14 protein-coding genes are annotated in these 21,736 nt (G+C 65.1%); 11 read left to right on the plus strand and 3 right to left on the minus strand.

Annotation, left to right across the window (positions count from 1 at the left end; translation table 11 throughout):
- Positions 1-124: 124 nt before the first annotated feature.
- The gene (gene metC, locus AB7535_RS14190; RefSeq protein WP_135213582.1) at positions 125-1,309 is read right to left on the minus strand and encodes a cystathionine beta-lyase; all 1,185 of its coding nucleotides are present in this window, start codon (positions 1,307-1,309) and stop codon (positions 125-127) included.
- 394 nt (positions 1,310-1,703) lie between these two features.
- On the opposite strand from metC, the gene AB7535_RS14195 reads away from it, so the two are divergent.
- The 4 genes from AB7535_RS14195 to AB7535_RS14210 are packed head-to-tail and all read left to right on the plus strand — an operon-like array spanning position 1,704 to position 6,211.
- Positions 1,704-2,720: an amino acid ABC transporter substrate-binding protein gene (locus AB7535_RS14195; RefSeq protein ID WP_085401451.1), complete on the plus strand. Its 1,017-nt coding sequence runs from the start codon at positions 1,704-1,706 to the stop codon at positions 2,718-2,720.
- 19 nt (positions 2,721-2,739) lie between these two features.
- Complete coding sequence (locus tag AB7535_RS14200) at positions 2,740-3,945, plus strand: amino acid ABC transporter permease (protein WP_247310409.1); 1,206 nt, start codon at positions 2,740-2,742, stop codon at positions 3,943-3,945.
- Complete coding sequence (locus AB7535_RS14205) at positions 3,942-5,462, plus strand: amino acid ABC transporter permease (protein ID WP_439036521.1); 1,521 nt, start codon at positions 3,942-3,944, stop codon at positions 5,460-5,462. The genes AB7535_RS14200 and AB7535_RS14205 overlap by 4 nt, the downstream gene beginning before the upstream one ends.
- 11 nt (positions 5,463-5,473) lie before the next feature.
- The gene (locus AB7535_RS14210; RefSeq protein WP_063983419.1) at positions 5,474-6,211 is read left to right on the plus strand and encodes an amino acid ABC transporter ATP-binding protein; all 738 of its coding nucleotides are present in this window, start codon (positions 5,474-5,476) and stop codon (positions 6,209-6,211) included.
- Between the two features lie 167 nt (positions 6,212-6,378).
- Here the strand turns inward: AB7535_RS14210 and AB7535_RS14215 are convergent, their stop codons facing one another.
- Both AB7535_RS14215 and AB7535_RS14220 read right to left on the minus strand, forming a co-directional pair.
- The gene (locus tag AB7535_RS14215; protein WP_028161359.1) at positions 6,379-7,413 is read right to left on the minus strand and encodes a cysteine synthase A; all 1,035 of its coding nucleotides are present in this window, start codon (positions 7,411-7,413) and stop codon (positions 6,379-6,381) included.
- A 109-nt stretch (positions 7,414-7,522) separates the two neighbouring features.
- Complete coding sequence (locus tag AB7535_RS14220) at positions 7,523-8,752, minus strand: cyclopropane-fatty-acyl-phospholipid synthase family protein (RefSeq protein ID WP_354265823.1); 1,230 nt, start codon at positions 8,750-8,752, stop codon at positions 7,523-7,525.
- A gap of 648 nt (positions 8,753-9,400) precedes the next feature.
- On the opposite strand from AB7535_RS14220, the gene AB7535_RS14225 reads away from it, so the two are divergent.
- The 7 genes from AB7535_RS14225 (at position 9,401) to AB7535_RS14255 (ending at position 21,729) form a co-directional block, all read left to right on the plus strand.
- A complete protein-coding gene (locus AB7535_RS14225; protein ID WP_354265824.1) occupies positions 9,401-10,852 on the plus strand; it encodes an efflux transporter outer membrane subunit in 1,452 nt (483 codons plus the stop codon).
- The gene (locus tag AB7535_RS14230; RefSeq protein WP_439036522.1) at positions 10,842-12,242 is read left to right on the plus strand and encodes an efflux RND transporter periplasmic adaptor subunit; all 1,401 of its coding nucleotides are present in this window, start codon (positions 10,842-10,844) and stop codon (positions 12,240-12,242) included. The genes AB7535_RS14225 and AB7535_RS14230 overlap by 11 nt, the downstream gene beginning before the upstream one ends.
- Positions 12,243-12,278: 36 nt before the next feature.
- The gene (locus tag AB7535_RS14235; protein ID WP_354265825.1) at positions 12,279-15,428 is read left to right on the plus strand and encodes an efflux RND transporter permease subunit; all 3,150 of its coding nucleotides are present in this window, start codon (positions 12,279-12,281) and stop codon (positions 15,426-15,428) included.
- On the plus strand, positions 15,428-18,532 hold the full coding sequence (locus AB7535_RS14240) for an efflux RND transporter permease subunit (RefSeq protein WP_354265826.1): 3,105 nt from the start codon (positions 15,428-15,430) through the stop codon (positions 18,530-18,532). Before AB7535_RS14235 ends, AB7535_RS14240 begins: the two co-directional genes overlap by 1 nt.
- Positions 18,533-18,768: 236 nt before the next feature.
- Positions 18,769-19,569 carry a class I SAM-dependent methyltransferase gene (locus AB7535_RS14245; protein ID WP_439036523.1) on the plus strand — a complete coding sequence of 267 codons (801 nt, stop codon included), beginning with the start codon at positions 18,769-18,771 and terminating at the stop codon, positions 19,567-19,569.
- A gap of 510 nt (positions 19,570-20,079) precedes the next feature.
- A complete protein-coding gene (locus AB7535_RS14250; RefSeq protein WP_439036524.1) occupies positions 20,080-20,814 on the plus strand; it encodes a tRNA-uridine aminocarboxypropyltransferase in 735 nt (244 codons plus the stop codon).
- A 198-nt stretch (positions 20,815-21,012) separates the two neighbouring features.
- Entirely contained in the window at positions 21,013-21,729 is a 717-nt protein-coding gene (locus tag AB7535_RS14255; protein WP_439036525.1) for an ABC transporter permease, read from the plus strand.
- Positions 21,730-21,736 lie beyond the last annotated feature (7 nt).

Consider the following 21,736-nt stretch of genomic DNA (forward strand, 5'->3'; position numbering starts at 1 on the left):
CAAACCCTTTGTTGGCGCATCCGCGTTAACGTTTGCGGCGGTTGCGCGTTCCCGCGGCGCGCGTTTTGCGCGTCCGCCGGCGCGCGATTGCCGCGTCCCGAGGCGCGATGCCTTGTGAGCAGGCTCACATTGCCGCCTTGAGGGCAGCGAAGCCGCGATCGAGATCGGACTTGAGATCGTCGACGCTTTCGAGGCCGATGTGCAGTCGCAGGGTCGGGCCGCCCGGCGACCACTTCGTGGCGGTGCGATAGGCGTCGCAATCGAAGGGAATCACGAGGCTCTCGAAGCCGCCCCAGGAGAAGCCCATGCCGAACAGCTTGAGCGTGTCGAGCATGGTGTCGACGGCCTTCTGCGGCGCCGGCTTCAACACGATGCTGAACAGGCCCGACGCGCCGGTGAAATCGCGCTTCCAGATGGCATGGCCGGGATCGGTCTCGAGCGCCGGATGCAGCACGCGCGCGACCTCGGGGCGGGCCGCGAGCCAGCGCGCCATGTCGAGCCCCGAGCGGTGATGCTGCGCCAATCGTACCGACAGCGTGCGCAGGCCGCGCAGCGCCAGGAAGACGTCGTCAGGGCCGGCGCAGACGCCGAGCAGGCGGATGCCTTCGGCAATCTGCGGCCACGCCTTGGCGTTGGCCGAGATGGTGCCGAACATGATGTCGGAATGGCCGCCGATATACTTGGTGGCGGCCTGCATGCTGATGTCGACACCCTGGTCGAGCGAGCGATGATAGAGCGGCGTCGCCCAGGTGTTGTCGTCGATGACGAGCGCATCGCGCGCATGCGCGACCTCGGCGATGGCGCGGATGTCAGGCATCTCGAACGACTGCGAGCCCGGCGCCTCCACCAGCACCGCGCGGGTGTTGGGCTTGAACAGCTTGTCGATGCTCGCGCCGATCAGCGGATCGAAATAGGTGGTCTCGATGCCGAGGCGCGCGAGCATGCCGTTGCAGAAATTGCGCGAGGGCCGATAGACGTTGTCGCAGACGAGCAGATGGTCGCCGGTCTTCAGCACCGAGAGCAGGGTGGTGGAGATCGCCGACAGGCCTGACGGCACGATGCCGACGCCGGCGCATTGCGGCCCCTCCAGTGCCATCAGCGTCTCCTGGAACGCCCTGGTGGTGGGGGTGCCGTGGCGGCCGTACTGGAACTCGCCGCGATGGGCGTGCAGGTCCTCAGCGGTCGGATAGAGCACGGTCGAACCGTGAAACACCGGCGGATTGACGAACCCCTTCTGCGCCTTGGTGTCGCGGCCGGAGGTCACCAGCCGGGTTTCGGCGTGCTGTTGGGCGGGATGCGAGGAATCCATGCGTCTGCTTTCAAAAAGCGCGTTTCCACCGGGCGCGCCGCGCCCGCGGGCCGGCCGAAGGCCGCTGCCGTTAATAACAGAACACAGAAGAGTCCCGTCAACCCCTTGACCCGGCTCGCCAGTCGTTCTGAGATGCGCGGGTGCTATTCAGTCGCCGCATGTTGAGGGGCTGCCGCGACCTTCGATCCATCGTCTGACCGGACCTTGCGTCACAGCCATAACGGCGGACGCCTGCGGCGGGGATTAAGGTATGGCCTCCCGGGATGGGCGAGTGTTCGGCAAGGTTTTCCAGCATGACTCTTGCAAGGCTAGTCTTGATGCGGCTAGCCCTGGCGGAGACGATCCCAAAGACGCCATTCCTGACCTTGAGACGACTTTGAAAGGCCTTCAGCCCATGAAACGCGTAACCCTGGCTCTCACTCTCGCTGTCGCCGCCGGCCTCTCCGCCCAGGCCGCCGATGCGCAAACGCTCAAGACCATCAAGGACCGGGGCATGCTGTCCTGCGGCGTCAGCCAAGGCCTGCCCGGCTTCTCCTCGCCCGACGACAAGGGCAACTGGACGGGGCTTGACGTCGACCTCTGCCGCGCGATCGCAGGCGCGATCTTCAACGATCCGACCAAGGTCAAGTACGTGCCGTTGTCCGCCAAGGATCGTTTCACGGCGCTGCAATCCGGCGAAATCGACGTGCTCTCGCGCAACACCACCTGGACCATCTCGCGCGACACCTCGCTCGGCGCCAACTTCACCGGCGTGACCTATTATGACGGGCAGGGCTTCATGGTGAAGAAGTCGCTCAAGGTGAATTCGGCGCTCGAGCTCAACAGCGCCTCGGTCTGCGTCCAGACCGGCACCACCACCGAGCAGAACCTCGCCGACTACTTCAAGGCCAACAACATGAAGTACGAGGTGATCGCGTTCGGCACCAACGACGAGACCGTCAAGGCCTATGAAGCCGGGCGCTGCGACGTCTTCACCACCGACCAGTCGGGCCTGTACGCCAACCGCCTCAAGCTTGCCAATCCCAACGACCATATGGTGCTCCCCGAAATCATCTCGAAGGAGCCGCTCGGGCCGATGGTGCGTCACGGCGACGACCAGTGGTTCGACATCGTGAAATGGACGCTGTTCGCCATGGTTACCGCCGAAGAGCTGGGCGTGACCTCGAAGAACGTCGACGAGAAGGCGAAACTGGAAAATCCGGAGCTGAAGCGCGTGCTCGGCAGCGACGGCAATTTCGGCGAACAGCTCGGCCTGACCAAGGACTGGGTGGTGCGGATCGTGAAGGCCACCGGCAATTACGGCGAGGTGTTCGATCGCAACGTCGGCGCCGGTTCGCCGCTCGGCATCAGCCGTGGCCTCAACAATCTCTGGAATAAGGGCGGTCTTCAGTACGCGCCGCCGATCCGCTGATCCCGCCTGATCCGCGGCGATGAGCACCGAGGCTCGAAAACCGCCGGCCCAGATCGCGCTGAAGATCAGGCGTGTTCTGGGCGGCAAGGCAGGCTGGAACGGCGTCGCCGTCCAGTTTGCCTTCGCGGCGATCCTGGGCTGGATTGGCTATGAGATCGTTTCCAACGCCCGGACGAACCTCGAAAACCAGCACATTGCCGCCGGCTTCGGCTTCCTCCGGAACAATGCCGGCTTCGACGTCAACCAGACCCTGATCTCCTACACCGGCTCGGACACATTCCTGCGCGTGTTCGTGGTCGGGCTTTTGAACACGCTCGTGGTCTCGGTGGTGGGCATCTTCTTCGCCACCGTGATCGGCTTCATCGTCGCGCTGTGCCGGCTGTCGCCCAACTGGCTGTTGTCGCGCGTCGGCGAGATCTATGTCGAGATCTGCCGAAATCTGCCGGTGCTGTTCCAGATCCTGTTCTGGTACCTGGCGGTTCTCGCGGCCTTGCCCAATCCGCGGCAGAGCATTTCGCTGCTGGGCATCGCCTTCATCAGCAACCGTGGGCTCGTCATTCCGCGCCCGATCGGCGAGGGCGGCTTCGAGCCGTTCCTGGCGATGCTGGTCCTCGGCATCGTCGCTTCGCTGGTTTTGCGCTTCTATGCGCGGCGGGCGCTATTTCAGCGCGGTCAGATGATCCGGATCTGGCCCTATGTGCTGGGCCTGCTGTTCGGGCTGCCGCTCGCGGCCGTGCTGGTGTTCGGCCTGCCCTTCACCTTCGAGCTGCCGCAGCTCAAGGGGTTCAATTTTGCCGGCGGCTCAAGAGTCATCCCGGAATTCGTGGCGCTGACGCTGGCGCTGTCGACCTATACCGCGGCCTTCATCGCCGAGATCGTGCGCGCCGGCATCCTGTCTGTCCACTCCGGTCAGATGGAAGCGGGATCCTCGCTGGGGCTGAGCCGCGGCACCACGTTGCGCCTGATCGTCGTGCCGCAGGCGATGCGCGTGATCGTGCCGCCGCTGACCAACCAGTATCTCAACCTCACCAAGAACTCTTCGCTGGCGGTCGCGATCGGCTATCCCGACCTCGTCTCGGTGTTCGCCGGCACCTCGCTGAGCCAGACCGGGCAGGCGATCGAGATCATTGCCATGACGATGGGCGTCTACCTCCTGATCTCGCTGCTCACGAGCGCCGTCATGAGCGTCTACGGTTGGCGCGTCAGCCGGAGTCTGGGCGCATGAGCGACATCATCTCGTCCGCCTATGTCCGCCGGGACCTGCTCACCGAGCGTCCCGCGCCGGTCAAGACCACGGGCTTCATCGGCCTGATGCGCACGCGCCTGTTCAATTCGCCGACCAACATTTTGCTCACGATCGTCGGCGCCTTGCTGCTCTGGTTCACCGTCATTCCTGCCGTGAAGTTCCTGATGGTCGATGCGGTCTGGACCGGCAAGGATCGCACGGCGTGCCTGACCGAGAATGCCGGCTTTACGGTCGGCGCCTGCTGGCCCTTCATCCAGGCCAAGCTGCCGCAACTGATCTACGGCTTCTTTCCCGAGGCCGAGCGCTGGCGGGTCAATCTCGCGCTGATCCTGTCGGCGGCTCTGCTGCTGCCGCTGCTCATTCCGCGCCTGCCGGCGAAAGGACTGAACGCAAGTCTCTTCTTCTTCGCCTTTCCAGTGGTTGCGTTCTTTCTGCTGCACGGCGGCGGCATCACCGGGTTCGGCCTGAGCTGGACGGCCGGCCTGCTGCAATTGTTCGACGACAGCATCATCGGCGCCGGGCAGGCTCTGCTCAGTCTCGCCAAGACCTCGGCCGTCGCACCGCTCTTCTGGCTGGCCGGCAATCTCATCGTGCTGGTCGGCAGCGCGATCTACTGGCTGATCTTTCCGCTGACCTGGCTCCGTGACCAGCTCCAGGGAACGGGCCAGTCGGTCTGGGCCGATTTCGCCATCACGGCGGCGGTCGTCTCCCTGATCGCCTTCGCTGTCGGTGGCGGCGTTCGCACCGGCGGCCGGGCTCTGACATCCAGCGTCGGCACCTTCATCGGCATCGCGGCCGTGATCAAGCTGATGGGGCTCGATCACGGCGGCTTGCCGGTCGTGACCACAAATCTGTGGGGCGGGCTTCTGGTGACGCTGGTGGTCTCCGTGACCGGCATCGTCACCTCGCTGCCGATCGGCATCGCGCTGGCGCTCGGCCGCCGCTCGACCATTCCGCTGATCCGGATCTTCTCGATCGCCTTCATCGAGTTCTGGCGCGGCGTGCCGCTGATCACCGTGCTGTTCTTCGCGACCTACATGCTGCCCTTGTTTCTGCCGGGCAATTTTACGGTCGACGGTCTGGTACGCGCGCTGATCGGCATTTCGCTATTCACGGGCGCCTATCAGGCCGAGAACGTCCGCGGCGGGCTGGCCGCGATCCCGCGCGGGCAGGGCGAGGCGGCCGCCGCCCTGGGCCTGTCCTGGTGGAAGACGACCTCGCTGATCGTGCTGCCGCAGGCGCTGCGCCACGTCATTCCGAACCTCGTCAACAGCTTCATCTCGCTGTTCAAGGACACGTCGCTGGTCTCGATCGTGGCGCTGTTCGACCTGCTGGGCTCGCTCAGGGCGTCGTTCTCGGATCCGAAATGGTCGACGCCGTCGACCGCGTTCACCGGCTTTGCCTTCGCCGGGATCATCTACTTCATCTTCTGCTTTGGAATGTCGCGCTACTCGCTCTTCGTCGAGCACCGCCTCAACGCTCACCGTCGCAACTGATCGAGGTCATCATGTCCGACCCCATCGTCAAGATTTCCGGCCTCAACAAATGGTACGGCGAGTTCCACGTGCTGCGCGACATCGACCTCGAGGTCAAGAAGGGCGAGCGCATCGTGATCTGCGGCCCCTCAGGCTCGGGCAAGTCGACCTTGATCCGCTGCATCAACGCGCTCGAGGAATTCCAGGAGGGCGAGATCGTCGTCGACGGCATCGAGCTCGGGCCGAACCTGAAGCACGTCGATGCGGTCCGCCGCGAGGTCGGCATGGTGTTCCAGAGCTTCAACCTGTTCCCGCATCTGACTGTCCTGGAGAATTGCACGCTGGCGCCGATCTGGGTGCGGAACATCCCGAAGAGGGACGCCGAGGTCAACGCGATGAAATTCCTGGAGCGGGTCAAGATCCCGCATCAGGCCAACAAGTTTCCCGGACAGATGTCCGGCGGCCAGCAGCAGCGCGTCGCGATCGCACGCGCGCTGACGATGAACCCCAAGGTGATGCTGTTCGACGAGCCGACCTCGGCGCTCGACCCCGAAATGGTCAAGGAAGTGCTCGACACCATGGTCGACCTCGCCGAGGAGGGCATGACCATGCTGGTTGTTACCCACGAAATGGGCTTCGCCCGCGAGGTCGCCAACCGCGTCGTGTTCATGGATGCGGGCCAGATCATCGAGGCCAACACGCCGAACGAGTTCTTCGCCGCTCCCCAGCACGCGCGGACGAAGCTGTTCTTGAGCCAGATCTTGCGGTGACCCCGTAGGGTGAGCAAAGGCGCCTTTGCGCCGTGCCCACCATCCGTCCGCAGTCTCCGGCAAGCAAGGTGGGCACGCTTCGCTTTGCCCACCCTACGGCTACGGCACCGCGGCTTGCCTCAACTTGAGCCGGACTTCGTAGTCCGGGCGGCTGCAACCCTCCCGGCCTAGACGAACGGCGGCTTGATGTTGCTGCGCTTCTCCAGCCATTCCGGCACCGGCAGGTTCTTGGCGCGCATGAAATCCGCGTTGAACAGCTTCGACTGATAGCGGCTGCCGGAATCGCAGAGCACGGTGACGATGGTCTTGCCGGGCCCGAGCTGTTTCGCGAGTCGTATCGCGCCGGCGATGTTGATGCCGGTGGAACCGCCGAGGCACAGGCCTTCGTGCTGGAGCAACTCGTAGATCACCGTGACGGCTTCTGCATCGGGAACAAGATAGGCGTCATCCACCTTCGCGCTCTCGACGATTGCGGTCGCACGGTTGAGGCCGATACCTTCCGTGATCGAGCCGCCCGGCGTCGCCTTGGCGTCGCCGCTCCGAAAATATTCGAACATGCCGGCGCCATGCGGATCGGCGCAGGCGATCCGGACGTCCTTGTTCTTTTCTTTCAGATAGCGGCTGACGCCGGCGAGCGTGCCGCCGCTGCCGACCGAGCAGACGAAGCCGTCGACCTTGCCGCCGGTCTGCTCCCAGATCTCGGGGCCCGTCGACTCGTAGTGCGCCTTCGCATTGTCGAGGTTGTTCCACTGGTCTGCGAACAGCACGCCATTGGGCTCGGTCTTGCGCAGCTCGTCGGCGAGCCGGCGACCGACATGCTGATAATTGTTGGGATTGGCATAGGGCAGGGCCGGCACCTCGATCAGCTCGGCGCCGCACAGCTTCAGAAAATCCTTCTTCTCCTGGCTCTGCGTCTCCGGGATCACGATCAGCGTGCGGTAGCCGCGCGCGCTCGCCACGACCGCGAGGCCGATGCCGGTGTTGCCGGCGGTCGCCTCCACCACGAGACCGCCCGGCTTGAGCTCGCCGCGCTTCTCGGCCTCCAGGATCATCCATTTGCCGGCGCGGTCCTTCACCGACTGGCCCGGATTCATGAACTCGGCCTTGCCCAGAATGGTGCAGCCGGTCAGTTCGGAGGCGCGCTTGAGCTTGATGAGCGGGGTGTTGCCGATGGCTTCGACAACGTCATTTTTGATGGTCATGTCAGGCAATTACCGGCTGGATCATAGGGTGGGCGCGACCCTAAAGTAGGGTGGCGGGCCTTACAAGCGACCCTTGCAAGCGACCCCTGCAAGCCGACCCCGCAAACCCTTATTGCTGCTTTGCGAAGATGACTTGCCGGACGTCGATATTTCCGGACAGGAATCCGGCCTCGCAATAGGACAGGTAATACTCCCACAGCCGCCGGAACCGGTCGTCGAAGCCGAGCGGCACGAGGCCCGGCCAGGCCGTCTGGAAGTTATTCCGCCAAGTGGCCAGCGTCTTGGCATAATCCTGCCCGAAGATGCGCTCGCGAATGACGGGCAGGCCGAACCTGTCACCGAGCGACTTGAGCACGGCGGGCGAGGGCAGCATGCCGCCGGGAAAGACGTAGCGCTGGATGAAGTCCACCTCGCGCCGGTAGCTCTGGAACAGCCTGTCCTGGATCGTGATCGCCTGGATGCCGGCGAGGCCGCCGGGCAGCAGCCGGTCCCGCAACTGGGCGAAATATTTCGGCCAGAACTGCTCGCCGACGGCCTCGATCATCTCGATCGAGGCGATGCGGTCGTAGCGGTCGCGTTCGTCGCGATAATCCTGAAGACGGATCTCGACCTTGTCGGCAAGGCCCGCCTCGTGAATGCGCTTCTGCGCAAAATCGCGCTGCTCGGTCGAGATCGTGAGGCCGACTACGCGCGTGCCGAAGGTCTTTGCGGCGAACTCGGCGAAGCCGCCCCAACCGCAGCCGATCTCGAGCAGCGTCTGGTCCGGCTTCAGGTCGAGCGCCTCGGCGAGCCGGCGGTATTTGTTGGTCTGGGCTGCCGTGAGATCGGAGGTGCTCTCCTCGAACAGCGCCGAGGAATAGGTCATGCCGGGATCGAGCCAGGCTGAATAGAACGCGTTGCCGATGTCGTAATGGGCATGGATGTTGCGCCGCGCCTGACGGCGGGTGTTGCGGTTGAACCAGTGCTGCAGCAGCTGGACGAACCGCATCAGCGGCTTGTCGTTCAGCATGGCCTGGATCAGATCGTGATTGACGCAGAACAGGTAGAGGAATTGCGTCAGGTCCGGCGTATCCCAGTCGCCGGCGAGATAGGCCTCCGCGATGCCGATGTCGCCGCTGTTGATGAGGCGCGACGCGAAGCCGTAATTGTGCAGTCGCATCGCCGCATTCGGGCCCGGCTCCTGGCCGCCGAGACGGATCACGCGTCCGTCGGGCAGGGTGACGTCGAGCGTTCCTCGCCGCAGCCGCGCGCCAAAACTGAGTGCGAGCCGAACGATGCGCGGCAGATCGGCGAGCACTGTGTCTATGGTGTCTGACGTCACCGAGATGGTATGCGACATCGGCAGATCCATCACCTGAACGGATACTGTCCGACCGCGAGCCAGGCGCCCCCATACGCCTCATATCGCTGGACCCGAGGGCGCCCCGCAAACGGTCAGCGTCGAATCATGCGAATGATATAGGTGCGCGCTGCGCCGGTCGCCAAGGGGCTGGCGGGGTACCTCCGGCAATCCACCGCCGTGTGCACAGCGCAATTGCAGGCCAGCACCCGATCAAAGCGCGCCGTGCGCTCAGCCAAGGCCGGGGAAGCTGCGGTGCGCCGCGATGCAGGTTTCGGTGGAGCGCCTGCCGGGACCGGTGGCGCTGGCGTCGGCGTGGCAGCAATATCACATGAAATCTTGGTAAGCTTGAATGCGCCCCGGAGCGAGGTTGGAATACAAAAAAGCCCTGTGACACAGGTATATTGTGTATTTGCGTGAGTTCGACATCGACGCATTCGAGGCCGCATTTCGCAGGTGCGGGACTGTCCCCCTGTTCCGCGCCCCGCTAGTATGAACTTCAGGTTCCGCAGAAAGCATCACGGCTGTGAACGAGTTACACAAACGCCCCCGGCCGTTCCGCCACGAATCGGTTAATCCGGCTCTGCGGTGGCGGATCTATCTGCCCGGCGGGGGGTGGATGTGACACAGGATGGTCCTGCGGTCGCCATGAGGCGATCTCCCGGCCTTACGTTCCGGACGTCGCGCGCGGCGCGATGGGCTGCCGTGGCGTGCCTTGCCGCCAGTTCAGGCGCCTGCGTGCTGACGCAGGATTTGCCCGATCCCGCACTCGATGTTCCCACGCAGTACAAATACGCGGGCAAGCCGGATGCGCCGCCGTCGCTGGATTGGTGGCGCGGCTTTCGCTCTGCGGAGCTGACGCAACTGATGGAGGAGGCGCAGATCGTCAATCTCGACATCGCCGCCGCCGTCGCGCGCATCGTCCAGGCCGACGCCCAGGCGCGGCAGGCGGGCGCGGCGCTGCTGCCGAGCCTGTCGGGCGGCGGATCGGAAACCTATTCACGCACCTCGGGTTCGAGCGCCTCGGGCCTGTCCATCGGCGGCCGCGAAGTCGTCAACTATTCGGCCTCGCTGAGCGCGAGCTACCAGCTCGACTTCTGGGGCCAGAACCGCGATGCGCTGCAAGCCGCAGAAGAGACGGCGAATGCCAACCGATTCGATCGCGACGTCGTCGCGCTGACGACGCTCGCCGGCGTCGCCAACGCCTATTTCCAGGTGCTGGCCTCGCAGGACCGGCTGCGCACCGCCCAGAGCAATATCGCCAGCGCGCAGCGGATCCTCGATGCGATCCGCGAGCGCCGCAAGGCCGGCACCGGGACCGATCTCGACGTCGCCCAGCAGGAGAGCGTGGTCGCCAACCAGAAGGCGCTGGTGCCGCCGCTGCGCCAGACGCTCGACCAGAACGTCAACGCACTCGCCGTGCTGGTATCGCGGCCGCCGGAGAGCGTCCGCGTGCTCGGCGGCTCGCTGAACAAGATCGCCATCCCGCGCGTCACGCCCGGCCTGCCGTCGGAGCTTTTGACGCAGCGGCCCGACATCCGCCGCCAGGAGGCACAGCTCGCCTCGGCGACCGCGAACATCGGCAATGCCCGCGCGCAGTTCTTTCCGACGATCCAGCTCACCGGCAATGGCGGCTATCAGAGCTCGGCGCTGGTCTCGCTGTTCCAGCCGCATGCGGCCTTCTTCCAGCTCGTCGGCAGCGCCACGCAGCCGATCTTCGACGGCGGCAAGATCCTCGGCAATTTCGAATTCGCCAAGGCGCGGCAGGACGAGTTGCTCCAGACCTACCGCAAGACCATCATCCAGTCGTTTGCGGACGTCGACAACGCGCTGTATTCGATCAAGCAGACCACGATCAAGCTACAATTGCAGCGCGATGTCGTTACCTCGTCGAAGCGCGCCTTCGATCTCGCCGAGCAGCAATTGCGCGCCGGCACGGCCGACATCGTGACTGTGCTGAACGTCCAGCAGACACTATTTCAGGCCGAAGATGCGTTGTGGCAGGCCCAACTCGCACGGCTTCTCGCCATCGTCAGCCTGTATCAGGCGCTCGGCGGCGGCTGGGAGCCGCGAATGGAGAAACCGGTCAATGCTCTTTAAGCCGGATACGAAGGAAGGCGCGAAAGAAGGGACGGCGAAGAAATCGCGCGGCCGCGGCTTCGTCATGACCCTGATCACGCTCGCCATCCTTGGCGGGCTCGGCTATTTCGGCTGGACCGTCTGGCACCAGCAGCCGCAGCAGGCGAATGGCCGCAACCAGCGGCCCGATCTGCCGGTGCCGGTGCTGGCGGCGACACCCCGCATCCAGGACGTCCCGGTCTATCTCGACGGCGTGGGTGCGATCCGCGCGCTCAACACAGTGACCGTGCGCTCGCAGGTCGACGGCAAGCTGATCGCCGTGAAATTCACCGAGGGCCAGGACGTCAAGAAGGGCGACGTGCTCGGCGAGATCGATCCCGCGCTCTACCAGGCGACGTATGATCAGGCCGTCGCCAAGAAAGCGCAGGACGAGGCGCAACTCGCCAACCAGCGCATCGACCTTACGCGCTACGAGCAGTTGGCTGCCTCCAACGCGGGCTCCAAACAACAGGCCGACACCCAGCGCGCCGCGGTCGCGCAGACCGAGGCGCTGGTCAAAGCCGACCAGGCCGCGATCGACAATGCGGCGGCGACGTTGAGCTACACCAAGATCGTGGCGCCGCTCTCCGGCCGCGCCGGCCTGCGCCAGGTCGACCAAGGCAACATCATCCACGCCGCCGACGCCACGGGCCTCCTGGTGATCACGCAATTGCAGCCGATCGCGGTGTGGTTCAGCCTGCCGCAGCAGCAGATCATGCGCGTCAACGCAGCGGCGTCGAAGGGCACGCTCGCCGTCGACGTGTTCGGCAATGACGGCATCACCGTGATCGACACCGGCAAGCTCACCGGCATCGACAACCAGGTCGACCAGACCACGGGCACGCTCAAGCTCAAGGCGGAATTCCCCAACGCCAATTATCAGCTCTGGCCGGGCCAGTTCGTCAATGTCCGCCTCAAGGTCGAGACCTTGATGCAGGCGCTGGTGGTGCCGACATCGGCGGTGCAGCGCGGACCGATCGGCACCTTCAGCTACGTCATCGGCGAGGACAATGTCGTCTCGGCCAAGCCGGTCACGGTGACCCAGCAGAACGAGCATGACGCCGTCATTGCCAACGGCTTGTCGCCGACCGACAAGGTCGTCACGACGGGCTTTGCCAATCTGTCCGACGGCTCCAAGGTGGTCGTCGGCCGCGATGACCAGACACCGTCGGCCGATCTCGCCCCGCGCAAGCGCACGCGGGGCCCGGATGGGCAGAAGAAGGACGGGCAGGCCAAGGACGGGCAAAAGGACGGACAGGGCAAGGACGGCGAGCACCGCGCCAAACGGAGCAGCAGCGAAGGCGACCAGAAGGGGCAGACCGGACCGGCACCGGGGCCGGGGGCATCGGGACCTGGAGCCAAGCAGCCATGATCCCGACAACAGCCGCCTGAGCGGCAGGCACATCCCATGGGCGTCTCCGAACCCTTCATCCGCCGCCCGATCGCGACCTCGCTGCTCGGCATCGCCCTGCTGATCGGGGGCGCGCTCGGCTATTTCTCGCTGCCGGTCTCGGCGCTGCCGCAGGTCGATTTCCCGACCGTGCAGGTGTCGACGCAGCTTCCGGGCGCGAGCCCCGACGTGATCGCCTCGCTGATCACCGCGCCGCTGGAACGGCAGCTCGGCCAGATCCCGTCGCTGACGGCGATGAACTCGACGAGCTCGTTCGGCGTCAGCCAGATCTCGCTCCAGTTCGATCTCAACCGCGACATCGACGGCGCGACTCAGGACGTGCAGGCCGCGATCAACGCGGCGGCCGGCGTGCTGCCCAAGACGCTGCCCTATCCGCCGACCTACGCCAAGGTGAACCCGGCGGACGCACCGGTGATGACCCTGGCGCTTCGCTCCGACACGATCTCGCTGCGGGCGATGAGCGACATCGCCGACACGCTTCTGGCGCAGCGGCTGAGCCAGATCTCCGGCGTCGGCCGGGTCTCGGTGCTAGGTGGGCTGAAGCCGGCCGTGCGCATCCAGGCGGATCTGGCGCGCCTTGCCGCCTATGGCATCGCCATGGAGGATCTGCGCACTGCGATCTCCAATGCCAACGTCTCCGGGCCAAAAGGCTCGCTCGACGGCGCGCAGCAATCCTACCTCATCGCCGCCAACGACCAGATCACCGCTGCCGACGCCTACAAGCCTGTTATCATCGCCTACCGCAACGGCTCCCCGGTCACGATCGGCGACGTCGCGCAGATCGTGGATGGCCTCGAGAACGACCGCACCGGCGGCTGGTACCAGGGCACGCCGGCGGTCATCATCGACATCCAGCGCCAGCCCGGCGCCAACGTCATTGATGTCGTCAGCCAGATCCGGGCGGAAATCCCAAAAGTCCAGCGCGCCATTCCGGCCGGCGTGAAACTCACCATCGTCTCCGACCGCACCGTCACGATCCGCGCCTCGGTCCGCGACGTGCAGTTCACCCTGATCCTCAGCGTCGTCTTGGTGACGCTGGTGGTGCTGCTGTTCCTGCGCTCGCTGCGGGCCACGCTGATCGCGGGCGTCGCGCTGCCGCTGTCGCTGATCACGAGCTTCGGCATCATGTATTTCGCCGGCTTCAGCCTCGACAATCTGTCGCTGATGGCGCTCACCATCGGCACCGGCTTCGTCGTCGACGACGCCATCGTCATGATCGAGAACATCGTCCGCCACATGGAGAACGGCGACAGCGCGATGGAGGCCTCGCTGAAGGGGGCCAGCGAAATCGGCTTCACCGTGATCTCGCTGACGGTGTCGTTGATCGCGGTGTTCATCCCGCTGCTGTTCATGTCCGGCCTCGTCGGGCGCATGTTCCGCGAATTCGCGTTGACGCTGACGATCGCGGTCGTGACCTCGGCCGTGGTCTCGCTGACGCTGACGCCGATGATGTGCTCGCGGCTGCTCAAGCACGCCCATGAGGAACTGGCGGTGCCGGGATTGGCCGCGATCAGCCGCTTCATCGATAGCACCGTCGAGTTCTATCACCGGACGCTGCTCTGGGTCCTGGAACGCCAGCGCGCCACGCTGCTCGTGACATTTGCGACCCTGGTCGCGACCCTCGTCCTCTATGTCGTCGCGCCAAAGGGCTTTTTGCCGCTTCAGGACACCGCCTCGATCACGGCGGTGACTGAGGCGGGACCTGACGTGTCGTTCACCGAGATGCAGAAGCGCCAGGCCGAGGCGGCCGATGCCATCAAGGCCGACCCTGACGTGGTCGGCGTGGTCTCGGTGATCGGGGCGGGCTCGGTCAACCCGACCACCAATGTCGGACGCCTGGTCATGACCTTGAAGCCGCGCGGCGAGCGGCGCGACGACGTCAGCGCGGTCGTGACCCGGCTGAAGGAACGGGTGTCGGCCATCCCCGGCATGACCGTCTATTTCCAGCCGGTGCAGGACGTGCAGATCTCGACCCAGTCGAGCCGCTCGCAATACCAGTACACGCTGACCGGCACTGATGCGACGCTGGTGTCGGAATGGGCGCGCAAGCTTGTTGCCGAGATGCGGCGCGATCCGCTGTTCCGCGACGTCTCCTCGGAGGCGCAGGAGGGCGGCCTGCGGGCGCAGCTCGACGTGGACCGGACCCGGGCCGGACAGCTCGGCGTAAGCCTGCAGGGAATCACCGACACGCTCAACGACGCGTTCGCGCAGCGGCAGATCTCGACCATCTACGGCCAGGCCAACCAGTACCGCGTGGTGCTGGAGGCGCTGCCGATGTACCAGCGCGATCCCTCGATCCTGTCGAAGCTGTATCTGCCGGGCGCGGCGAGCAGCATCGTGGGCGCGCCCAACGCCCAGGTGCCGCTCTCGGCCGTGGCGACCCTGAAGCGCACCACGGCGCCGCTCGCGATCTCGCACCAGGCGCAATTCCCGTCGATCTCGCTCAGCTTCAACCTCGCCCCGGGCGCCGCGCTCGGCGATGCCGTCGAGGCGGTGAAGACGATCGAGACCCGGATCGAGATGCCCAACAGCATCGTCGGCGTCTATGCCGGCGATGCCGCCGAATTCGCCAAGGCGCTCGCGGGCCAGCCCTGGCTGCTGCTCGCCGCCGTCATCACGATCTACATCGTGCTGGGCGTGCTCTATGAGAGCTACATCCACCCGATCACCATCCTGTCGACGCTGCCCTCGGCCGGCGTCGGCGCGATCCTGGCACTGATGCTGTGCGGTCAGGACCTCTCGGTGATCGGCCTGATCGGCATCATCCTGCTGATGGGCATCGTCAAGAAGAACGCGATCATGATGATCGACTTCGCGCTCGAGGCCGAGCGCAGGCAGGGGATGTCGCCGAACGAGGCGATCGTGCAGGCCTGTCTCTTGCGCTTCCGTCCGATCATGATGACGACGCTGGCGGCGCTGTTCGGCGCGCTGCCGCTCGCAATCGAGAGCGGCACCGGCGCCGAGCTGCGCTTTCCGCTCGGTATCTCCATCATCGGCGGCCTGCTGCTGAGCCAGCTTCTGACGCTCTACACCACGCCCGTGATCTACCTGGCGCTCGACCGCATCAATCGCCGCCTCGAGCAGGCGCTGCCGCCGGCCGAATCCGGCGGCCCGCCGGTCGCGGGCGCGACCGAGGGGATGCAGTGATGGCATCGATCTCGGAGCCCTTCATCCGCCGGCCGGTCGCGACCACGCTGCTGTCGATCGGGTTGTTCCTGCTGGGTGTCGTCGCCTACGAGTTCCTTCCCGTCGCCTCGGTCCCGAACGTCGACTTCCCCGCCATCTTCGTGTCGGCCAGCCGGCCCGGCGCCGACCCGTCCGTGATGGCGGCGACGGTGGCCTCGCCACTGGAGCGCCGGCTCGGCGAGATCGCGGGCATCAACCAGATCACCTCGACGTCGTCGCTCGGCACGACCAGCATCCAGCTCCAGTTCGACATCGGCCGCAACATCGACAAGGCCGCACGCGACGTGCAGGCGGCGATCAACGCGGCGCTGATCGACCTGCCGAGCGACCTGCCGACGCTGCCGCGCTTCCGCAAGGCGAACACGGCCGGCGCGCCCGTTTTCGTACTGGCGCTGACCTCGAAGACGCTGTCGGCCAGCGCGATCTACGACGTCGCCGATACCGTGCTCGCGCAGCGCATCTCGCAGGTGCCTGGTGTCGGCGACGTGACGGTGAGCGGCGCCGACCAGCCGGCGGTGCGCGTGCAGCTCAACCCCGTCGCACTGTCCAACGCCGGCATCGCCACCGACGACGTCAGGACCGCGATCATCAACGCCAACCCGCTTGGTCCCGTCGGCATCTTCAACGGCGAGCGCCAGAGCGAGACGCTGTCGCTGAACAAGCAGATGCGGACGGCGAAAGAGTTCCGCGACATCATCATCAAGAGCTCGAACGGCAATTTCGTCCGGCTGTCCGACGTCGCCGACATCGAGGACTCCGTCCGCAACGCTCGCTCCATCGCCTGGTTCAACAAGCAGCCGGCGGTGCTGATCCAGATCACCAAGCAGGGCGACGCCAACGTCATCGACACCGTCGACCGGGTGAAGGCGCTGATCCCGGCGCTGAAGCAATGGATCCCGGCGGGTGTCGATATTTCCACGCTGGTCGATCGCACCAGCACGATCCGCGCCAGCGTGCTCGACATGCAGTGGACGCTGCTGGCAACCGCCGTCCTCGTGATGGTCGTGGTGTTCGTGTTCCTGCGGCGGCTGACACCGACGATCGCGGCTGGCATCTCCGTGCCGCTGGCGCTGGCCGGAACCTGCGCCGGGATGTGGGTCGCGGGCTTCTCGATCGACAATCTGTCGCTGATGGCGCTGGCGATCTCGGTCGGCTTCGTGGTCGACGACGCCATCGTCATGATCGAGAACATGTACCGCAATCTCGAACATGGCATGCGGCCGCTCCAGGCGGCGCTCGTAGGCGCCCGGCAGATCGGGTTCACCGTGGTCTCGATCAGCCTGTCGCTGATCGCGGCTTTCACGCCGCTGATCTTCATGGACGGCATCGTCGGCCGCCTGCTGCGCGAGTTCTCGCTGACGCTGACCTTTGCGATCCTGGTCTCGACGCTGGTGTCGCTGACGGTCACGCCGATGATCTGCGCCCATTACATCCGGCAGACCACGTCCGGGACCGCGACGCTGTTCGATCGGCTGATCGAAGGTTCGCTGTCGCGCGTGGTCGCGTTTTACGCCCGCAGCTTGCGCACCGTGCTGCAATATCCGCTGCTGACGCTGCTGGTGTTCTTCGCCACCATCGGCCTCACGGTGACGCTCTACATCAAGGTCCCCAAGGGCTATTTCCCGACCGACGATTCCGGTTTCGTCATCGGCGCGACGCGCGCCTCGGCTGACATCTCGTTCCAGTCCATGCTCGGCCTGCAGCAGCGGCTCGCCGACATCGTGATGCAGGATCCGGCCGTGGCCGGCATCGGCTCGACGGTCGGCAGCGGGGGCGGGCCGGGGGGAGCGACCTCGAACCGCGGCACCATGTTCATCAGCCTGAAGCCGCCGGAGGAGCGTGACCACGTCTCGACGCAGGTCGTGATCGACCGTCTCAGGCGCGCCCTGTACCCGGTGCCCGGCATCCGCCTGTTCATGTTCGCTGCCCAGGACGTCCGCGCCGGCGGACGGCAGAGCGATTCCGACTACCAGTACACGCTGACCAGCACCGACCTCAGCCTGCTCCAGAAATGGGCGCCGATCGTGGCCAAGCGCATGGAGAGCGTCGAGGGCATCACGGATATTTCGAGCGACCGCGATCCGGGCGGGCTTCAGCTCACGCTCTCGATCGACCGCCAGAAGGCCTCGGCGCTCGGCGTCAAGGTCCAGGACATCGACAACGCGCTCAACAATGCATTTTCGCAGCGGCAGATCGGGATCATCTACACTCAGCGCAACCAGTATATGACCGTGCTGGAGATCGACCCGAAATTCCAGGTCGACCCATCCAACCTCGATCGCATCTATGTCGCCGGTGCCAATGACGCGCAGGTGCCGCTGTCGGCCGTGGTGCATGCGACGCGCGGGCTCGCTGCGCTGGCGGTCTACCATTCGCAGGGGTTTCCCTCGACCACGGTGTCGTTCAACCTGATGCCGGACGTGCCGCTCCAGACCGCGACCCAGAACGTGCAGCGCGCGATCGAGGAGCTGCACATGCCGGAAGGCATTCGCGGCAGTTTTGACGGCAACGCGGGCGATTTCGCCAGGACCAGCGGCCGCCAGCCGCTGCTGATCCTCGGCGCGCTGGTGGCGATGTATATCGTGCTCGGCGTGCTCTATGAGAGCCTCGCCCATCCGCTGACGATCATCTCGACGCTGCCGTCCGCCGGGCTCGGCGCGCTGCTCGCCTTGCAACTCACTAACACGCCGCTGACGGTGATCGCCTTCGTCGGCATCATCCTGTTGATCGGCATCGTCAAGAAGAACGGCATCATGATGGTGGACTTCGCACTCGATGCCGAGCGCCAGCGCGGCCTGTCCTCGGCGGAGGCGATCTTCGAGGCCTGCCAGGCGCGCTTCCGCCCCATCCTGATGACGACCATGGCGGCGCTGTTCGCCGGCATTCCGCTGGTCATCGCGACCGGTCCGGGCACGGAGCTGCGCCGTCCGCTCGGCATCACCATCATCGGCGGACTGTTCGTCTCGCAGATCCTGACGCTCTACACGACGCCCGTGATCTACCTGCTGATCGACCGCCTGCGCCGCCGCTCCGAGCCGCGCCCGCTGGCCGCACCGGCGGAATAGGCCAAGTATCGCGCACGTTCCGACACCGTCAGTCGGCTCGATCCCCTAACATTTGATGTTGTCAAATTAACATCTGCTCTCATTCTGCTCTCATAAAGGCTGTTACTTCTCATTTCTGTCAACAAAGCTCGTTACAGAACGGAGACGGGCGCGGCCTTCGCTCGTCGCGCCGCCCGAAGCTGTTGCATTCGAACGGAATCCCGCCCCGAGAATGTGTGACGTGCTTGGGAACCCTTGTGGGCGAGCGGAAATCGGCTGGCTCGTGTTGCTTTGGAGTGATTGGCCAAATGGCTAATACCGTCGGATCGCACTTTTTCCCGGAGATTGCGGCGGGTGGATTCTCTCGGGTCGATGGCACGATTCAGTTCTGGCAGCGGGTCGGGGCCTTGGTTGGACCGGATTCCGTCGTGCTGGACTTTGGCGCCGGGCGAGGCGCCGGCCAGAGCGAGGATTCGGTCGCCTACCGGCGCAGTCTGCGGTCGTTGAAGGGACGGGTGCGCGAGCTCGTCGGGGTGGATGTCGACCCGGCTGTCACGACCAACAAGGCGCTGGATCGGGCGTTCGTGATCACACCCGACGGAGAGCTTCCGATCGTCGATCAATCCATCGACGTGATCGTATCGGATTTTGTGTTCGAGCATCTCCAGGATCCTGCCAGAGCCGCCCGTGAACTCGACCGCGTGCTCAAGCCGGGCGGCTGGATCTGCGCGCGCACGCCCAACCGCTATGGATACATCGCACTCGCCAACCGGATGATCCCCGACCAGTTGCATGCCCGCATCATCCAGTCGGCCCAGGACGACCGCAAGGGCGAGGATGTCTTCCCGGCCGTCTATCGGCTGAACACTGCCGGCGCGTTCAAACGGCATTTTCCCGCCTCCCGATACGATCTGTATGTGATCCCGTGGGACGCGGAGCCGGCCTACTATTTCGGATCGAAGCTGCTCTATTCGCTGTTGCTAGCGGTTCAGCACTGCACGCCGGCTCCGTTCAAGACGGTGTTGACGGCGTTCATGCGCAAACGCCCCGTGCCGTGAGCCCGACAGCCAAGTCACGTCGGGCTCAAGCCGCCGTACACCTCATTGCGAAGACGAAAGAGCGCACGGGACGAAAGGCCTTCGAGCGCGGAACGTCACGCAACGCAGCAGCCTTGTAGAAAGATCGTACCCTCCAAGACGTCACCAAGTCCGAGCGATAACGTCATTCGGCGATCAACTGGGGCGTGTATTACGGCCTCACCACCACACTTCATGACCATCGCCTCCCAATCCCCGCCCCAAAGCCCATGTCGACGTAGGTGCTCAGTTCTACGACACCGACCTCAACAAGCCGATTTGGGTCGCCAACGTGGCCGCGGATGATACTGTGTATTGGAGAGACGCTGCCGGAACGCCGGTCTAGCAGAGCGGTCGACGCATTCGGCATACCAACGCAACGAGACCGCCTTCGGGCGGTCTTTTTGTCGTGTGCCGAGGTTCGGGGCTATGGCGGCGCCACTCCCGGCAAGAGAGTTGTTGAACCGCCGCTTCAAGCGTATAGCGGCGACCATGTCGAACCCCACAGCCGCCGTGCCGGCCGATCCGATCCCCGAATGCCCGCACTGCCAGAAGCCGATGCCGCTGTGCATCTGCGACAGTGTCACGCCGATCAAGAACCGGCTCTCGCTCCTGATCCTCCAGCATCCGCAGGAGCAGGACAGGGCGCTCGGCACCGCCCGGCTGCTTGCGAAGCACTTTGCCGATGCCACGGTGCGGGTCGGCCTGTCCTGGCCGAGCCTGTCCAAGGCGCTGGCGCGGCCAGTCGAGAACGCCTCGCACTGGGCCGTGCTCTATCTTGGCTCGGCGCGCGCGGCCGATCTGGAGGCCGAGGGCGAGATCCTGGCGCTCAACCGCAAGGGCGAAGTCGCGGAGAACCAGCGTTCGATCCTCGGCAAGCTCGAAGGCGTGGTGTTGCTCGACGGCACCTGGAGCCAGGCCAAGGCGCTGTGGTGGCGCAATCCCTGGATGCTCAAATGCCAGCGCGTGATCCTCAACCCGGCGCATCCCTCCCGATACGGACGCCTGCGCAAGGAGCCGCGGAAAGACGGGCTGTCGACCATCGAGGCGGCCGCGACCATCCTGGCCAGTCTTGAGAAGCGCCCCGATATCGCGGAGACGCTCAATGCCAGTTTTGAACGGATGTTGACGCGCTACCGCGAGGTTCAGGCCGAAATGCCGGAATTGGCGCCAAAACCGCCGGTCAAGGACCGCCGGCGCGGTGTCCGGCGCAGCAAGCGCAGCTGACTCGCGCTTAAATCCTCCGTACGGTTGATTGCCCCGCGCGAGACGGGTGGGTAGAGACGATCGGCCGACAGGCCACGATCTGCTATCCTGTCGCGGCATCGGAAGGCCGGAATCGGTAGGGGCAGTCGAATTCAGCCAGCGGCGAAGGAAATTCTTGCACAGGCGGCGCGGCCCGATCGGTGGGGCACGCTCGCGCTGATGGACATCTCGCTGCGTTACCGGCGCACCGTGATCGGCCCGCTCTGGATCACGCTGACGCTGGCAGCAACAATCGCAAGTGTCGGCACGGTCTACGCCGCACTGTTCAAGCAGGACATCGCCGGTTTCCTGCCGCCCTTCGCCGTCGGCTTGATCGTCTGGACCTTGATCGCGACGACGCTCCAGGAAGGCTCCAGCATCTTCGTGGCGTCGGGCCACCTGATCAAGGCCGTGCCGGCGCCGCTGATTGTGCATGTGCTCCAGATGATCGCGCGCAACGTGCTCATCTTCGCGCATCATCTGGTGATCGTGGTGCTGCTCTACATCGTGATGCCCTGGCCTCTGCATGGGAGCATGCTGCTCGCGGTGCCCGGCTTTGCGATCCTGCTGATCGTTCTGCTCGGCGGATCGGTCGCGCTCGGCATGCTCTGCGCGCGCTTTCGCGATATCGGCACGGCGATCGTCAGCGGCCTGCAATTCATCTTCTTCCTGACGCCGATCATCTGGACCGAGGACGCCCTGCGCGGCACCACGTTCCACTGGCTGATCCGCGCCAATCCGTTCGCGACGCTGCTCGACCTCGTGCGCAGGCCGTTGCTGTCGCAGCCGACCGATCCGGGGCAGTGGCTGCTCGGGGCGATCTATGCGATCGTCGTTGCCGTCATCGCCTTCGGCTGCTACGCAAAATACCGCCACCGCGTGGCGTATTGGCTGTGAGGCGCGC

Source organism: Bradyrhizobium sp. 956_D2_N1_4 (assembly GCF_052076025.1).
GTDB classification, from domain to species: domain Bacteria; phylum Pseudomonadota; class Alphaproteobacteria; order Rhizobiales; family Xanthobacteraceae; genus Bradyrhizobium; species Bradyrhizobium barranii.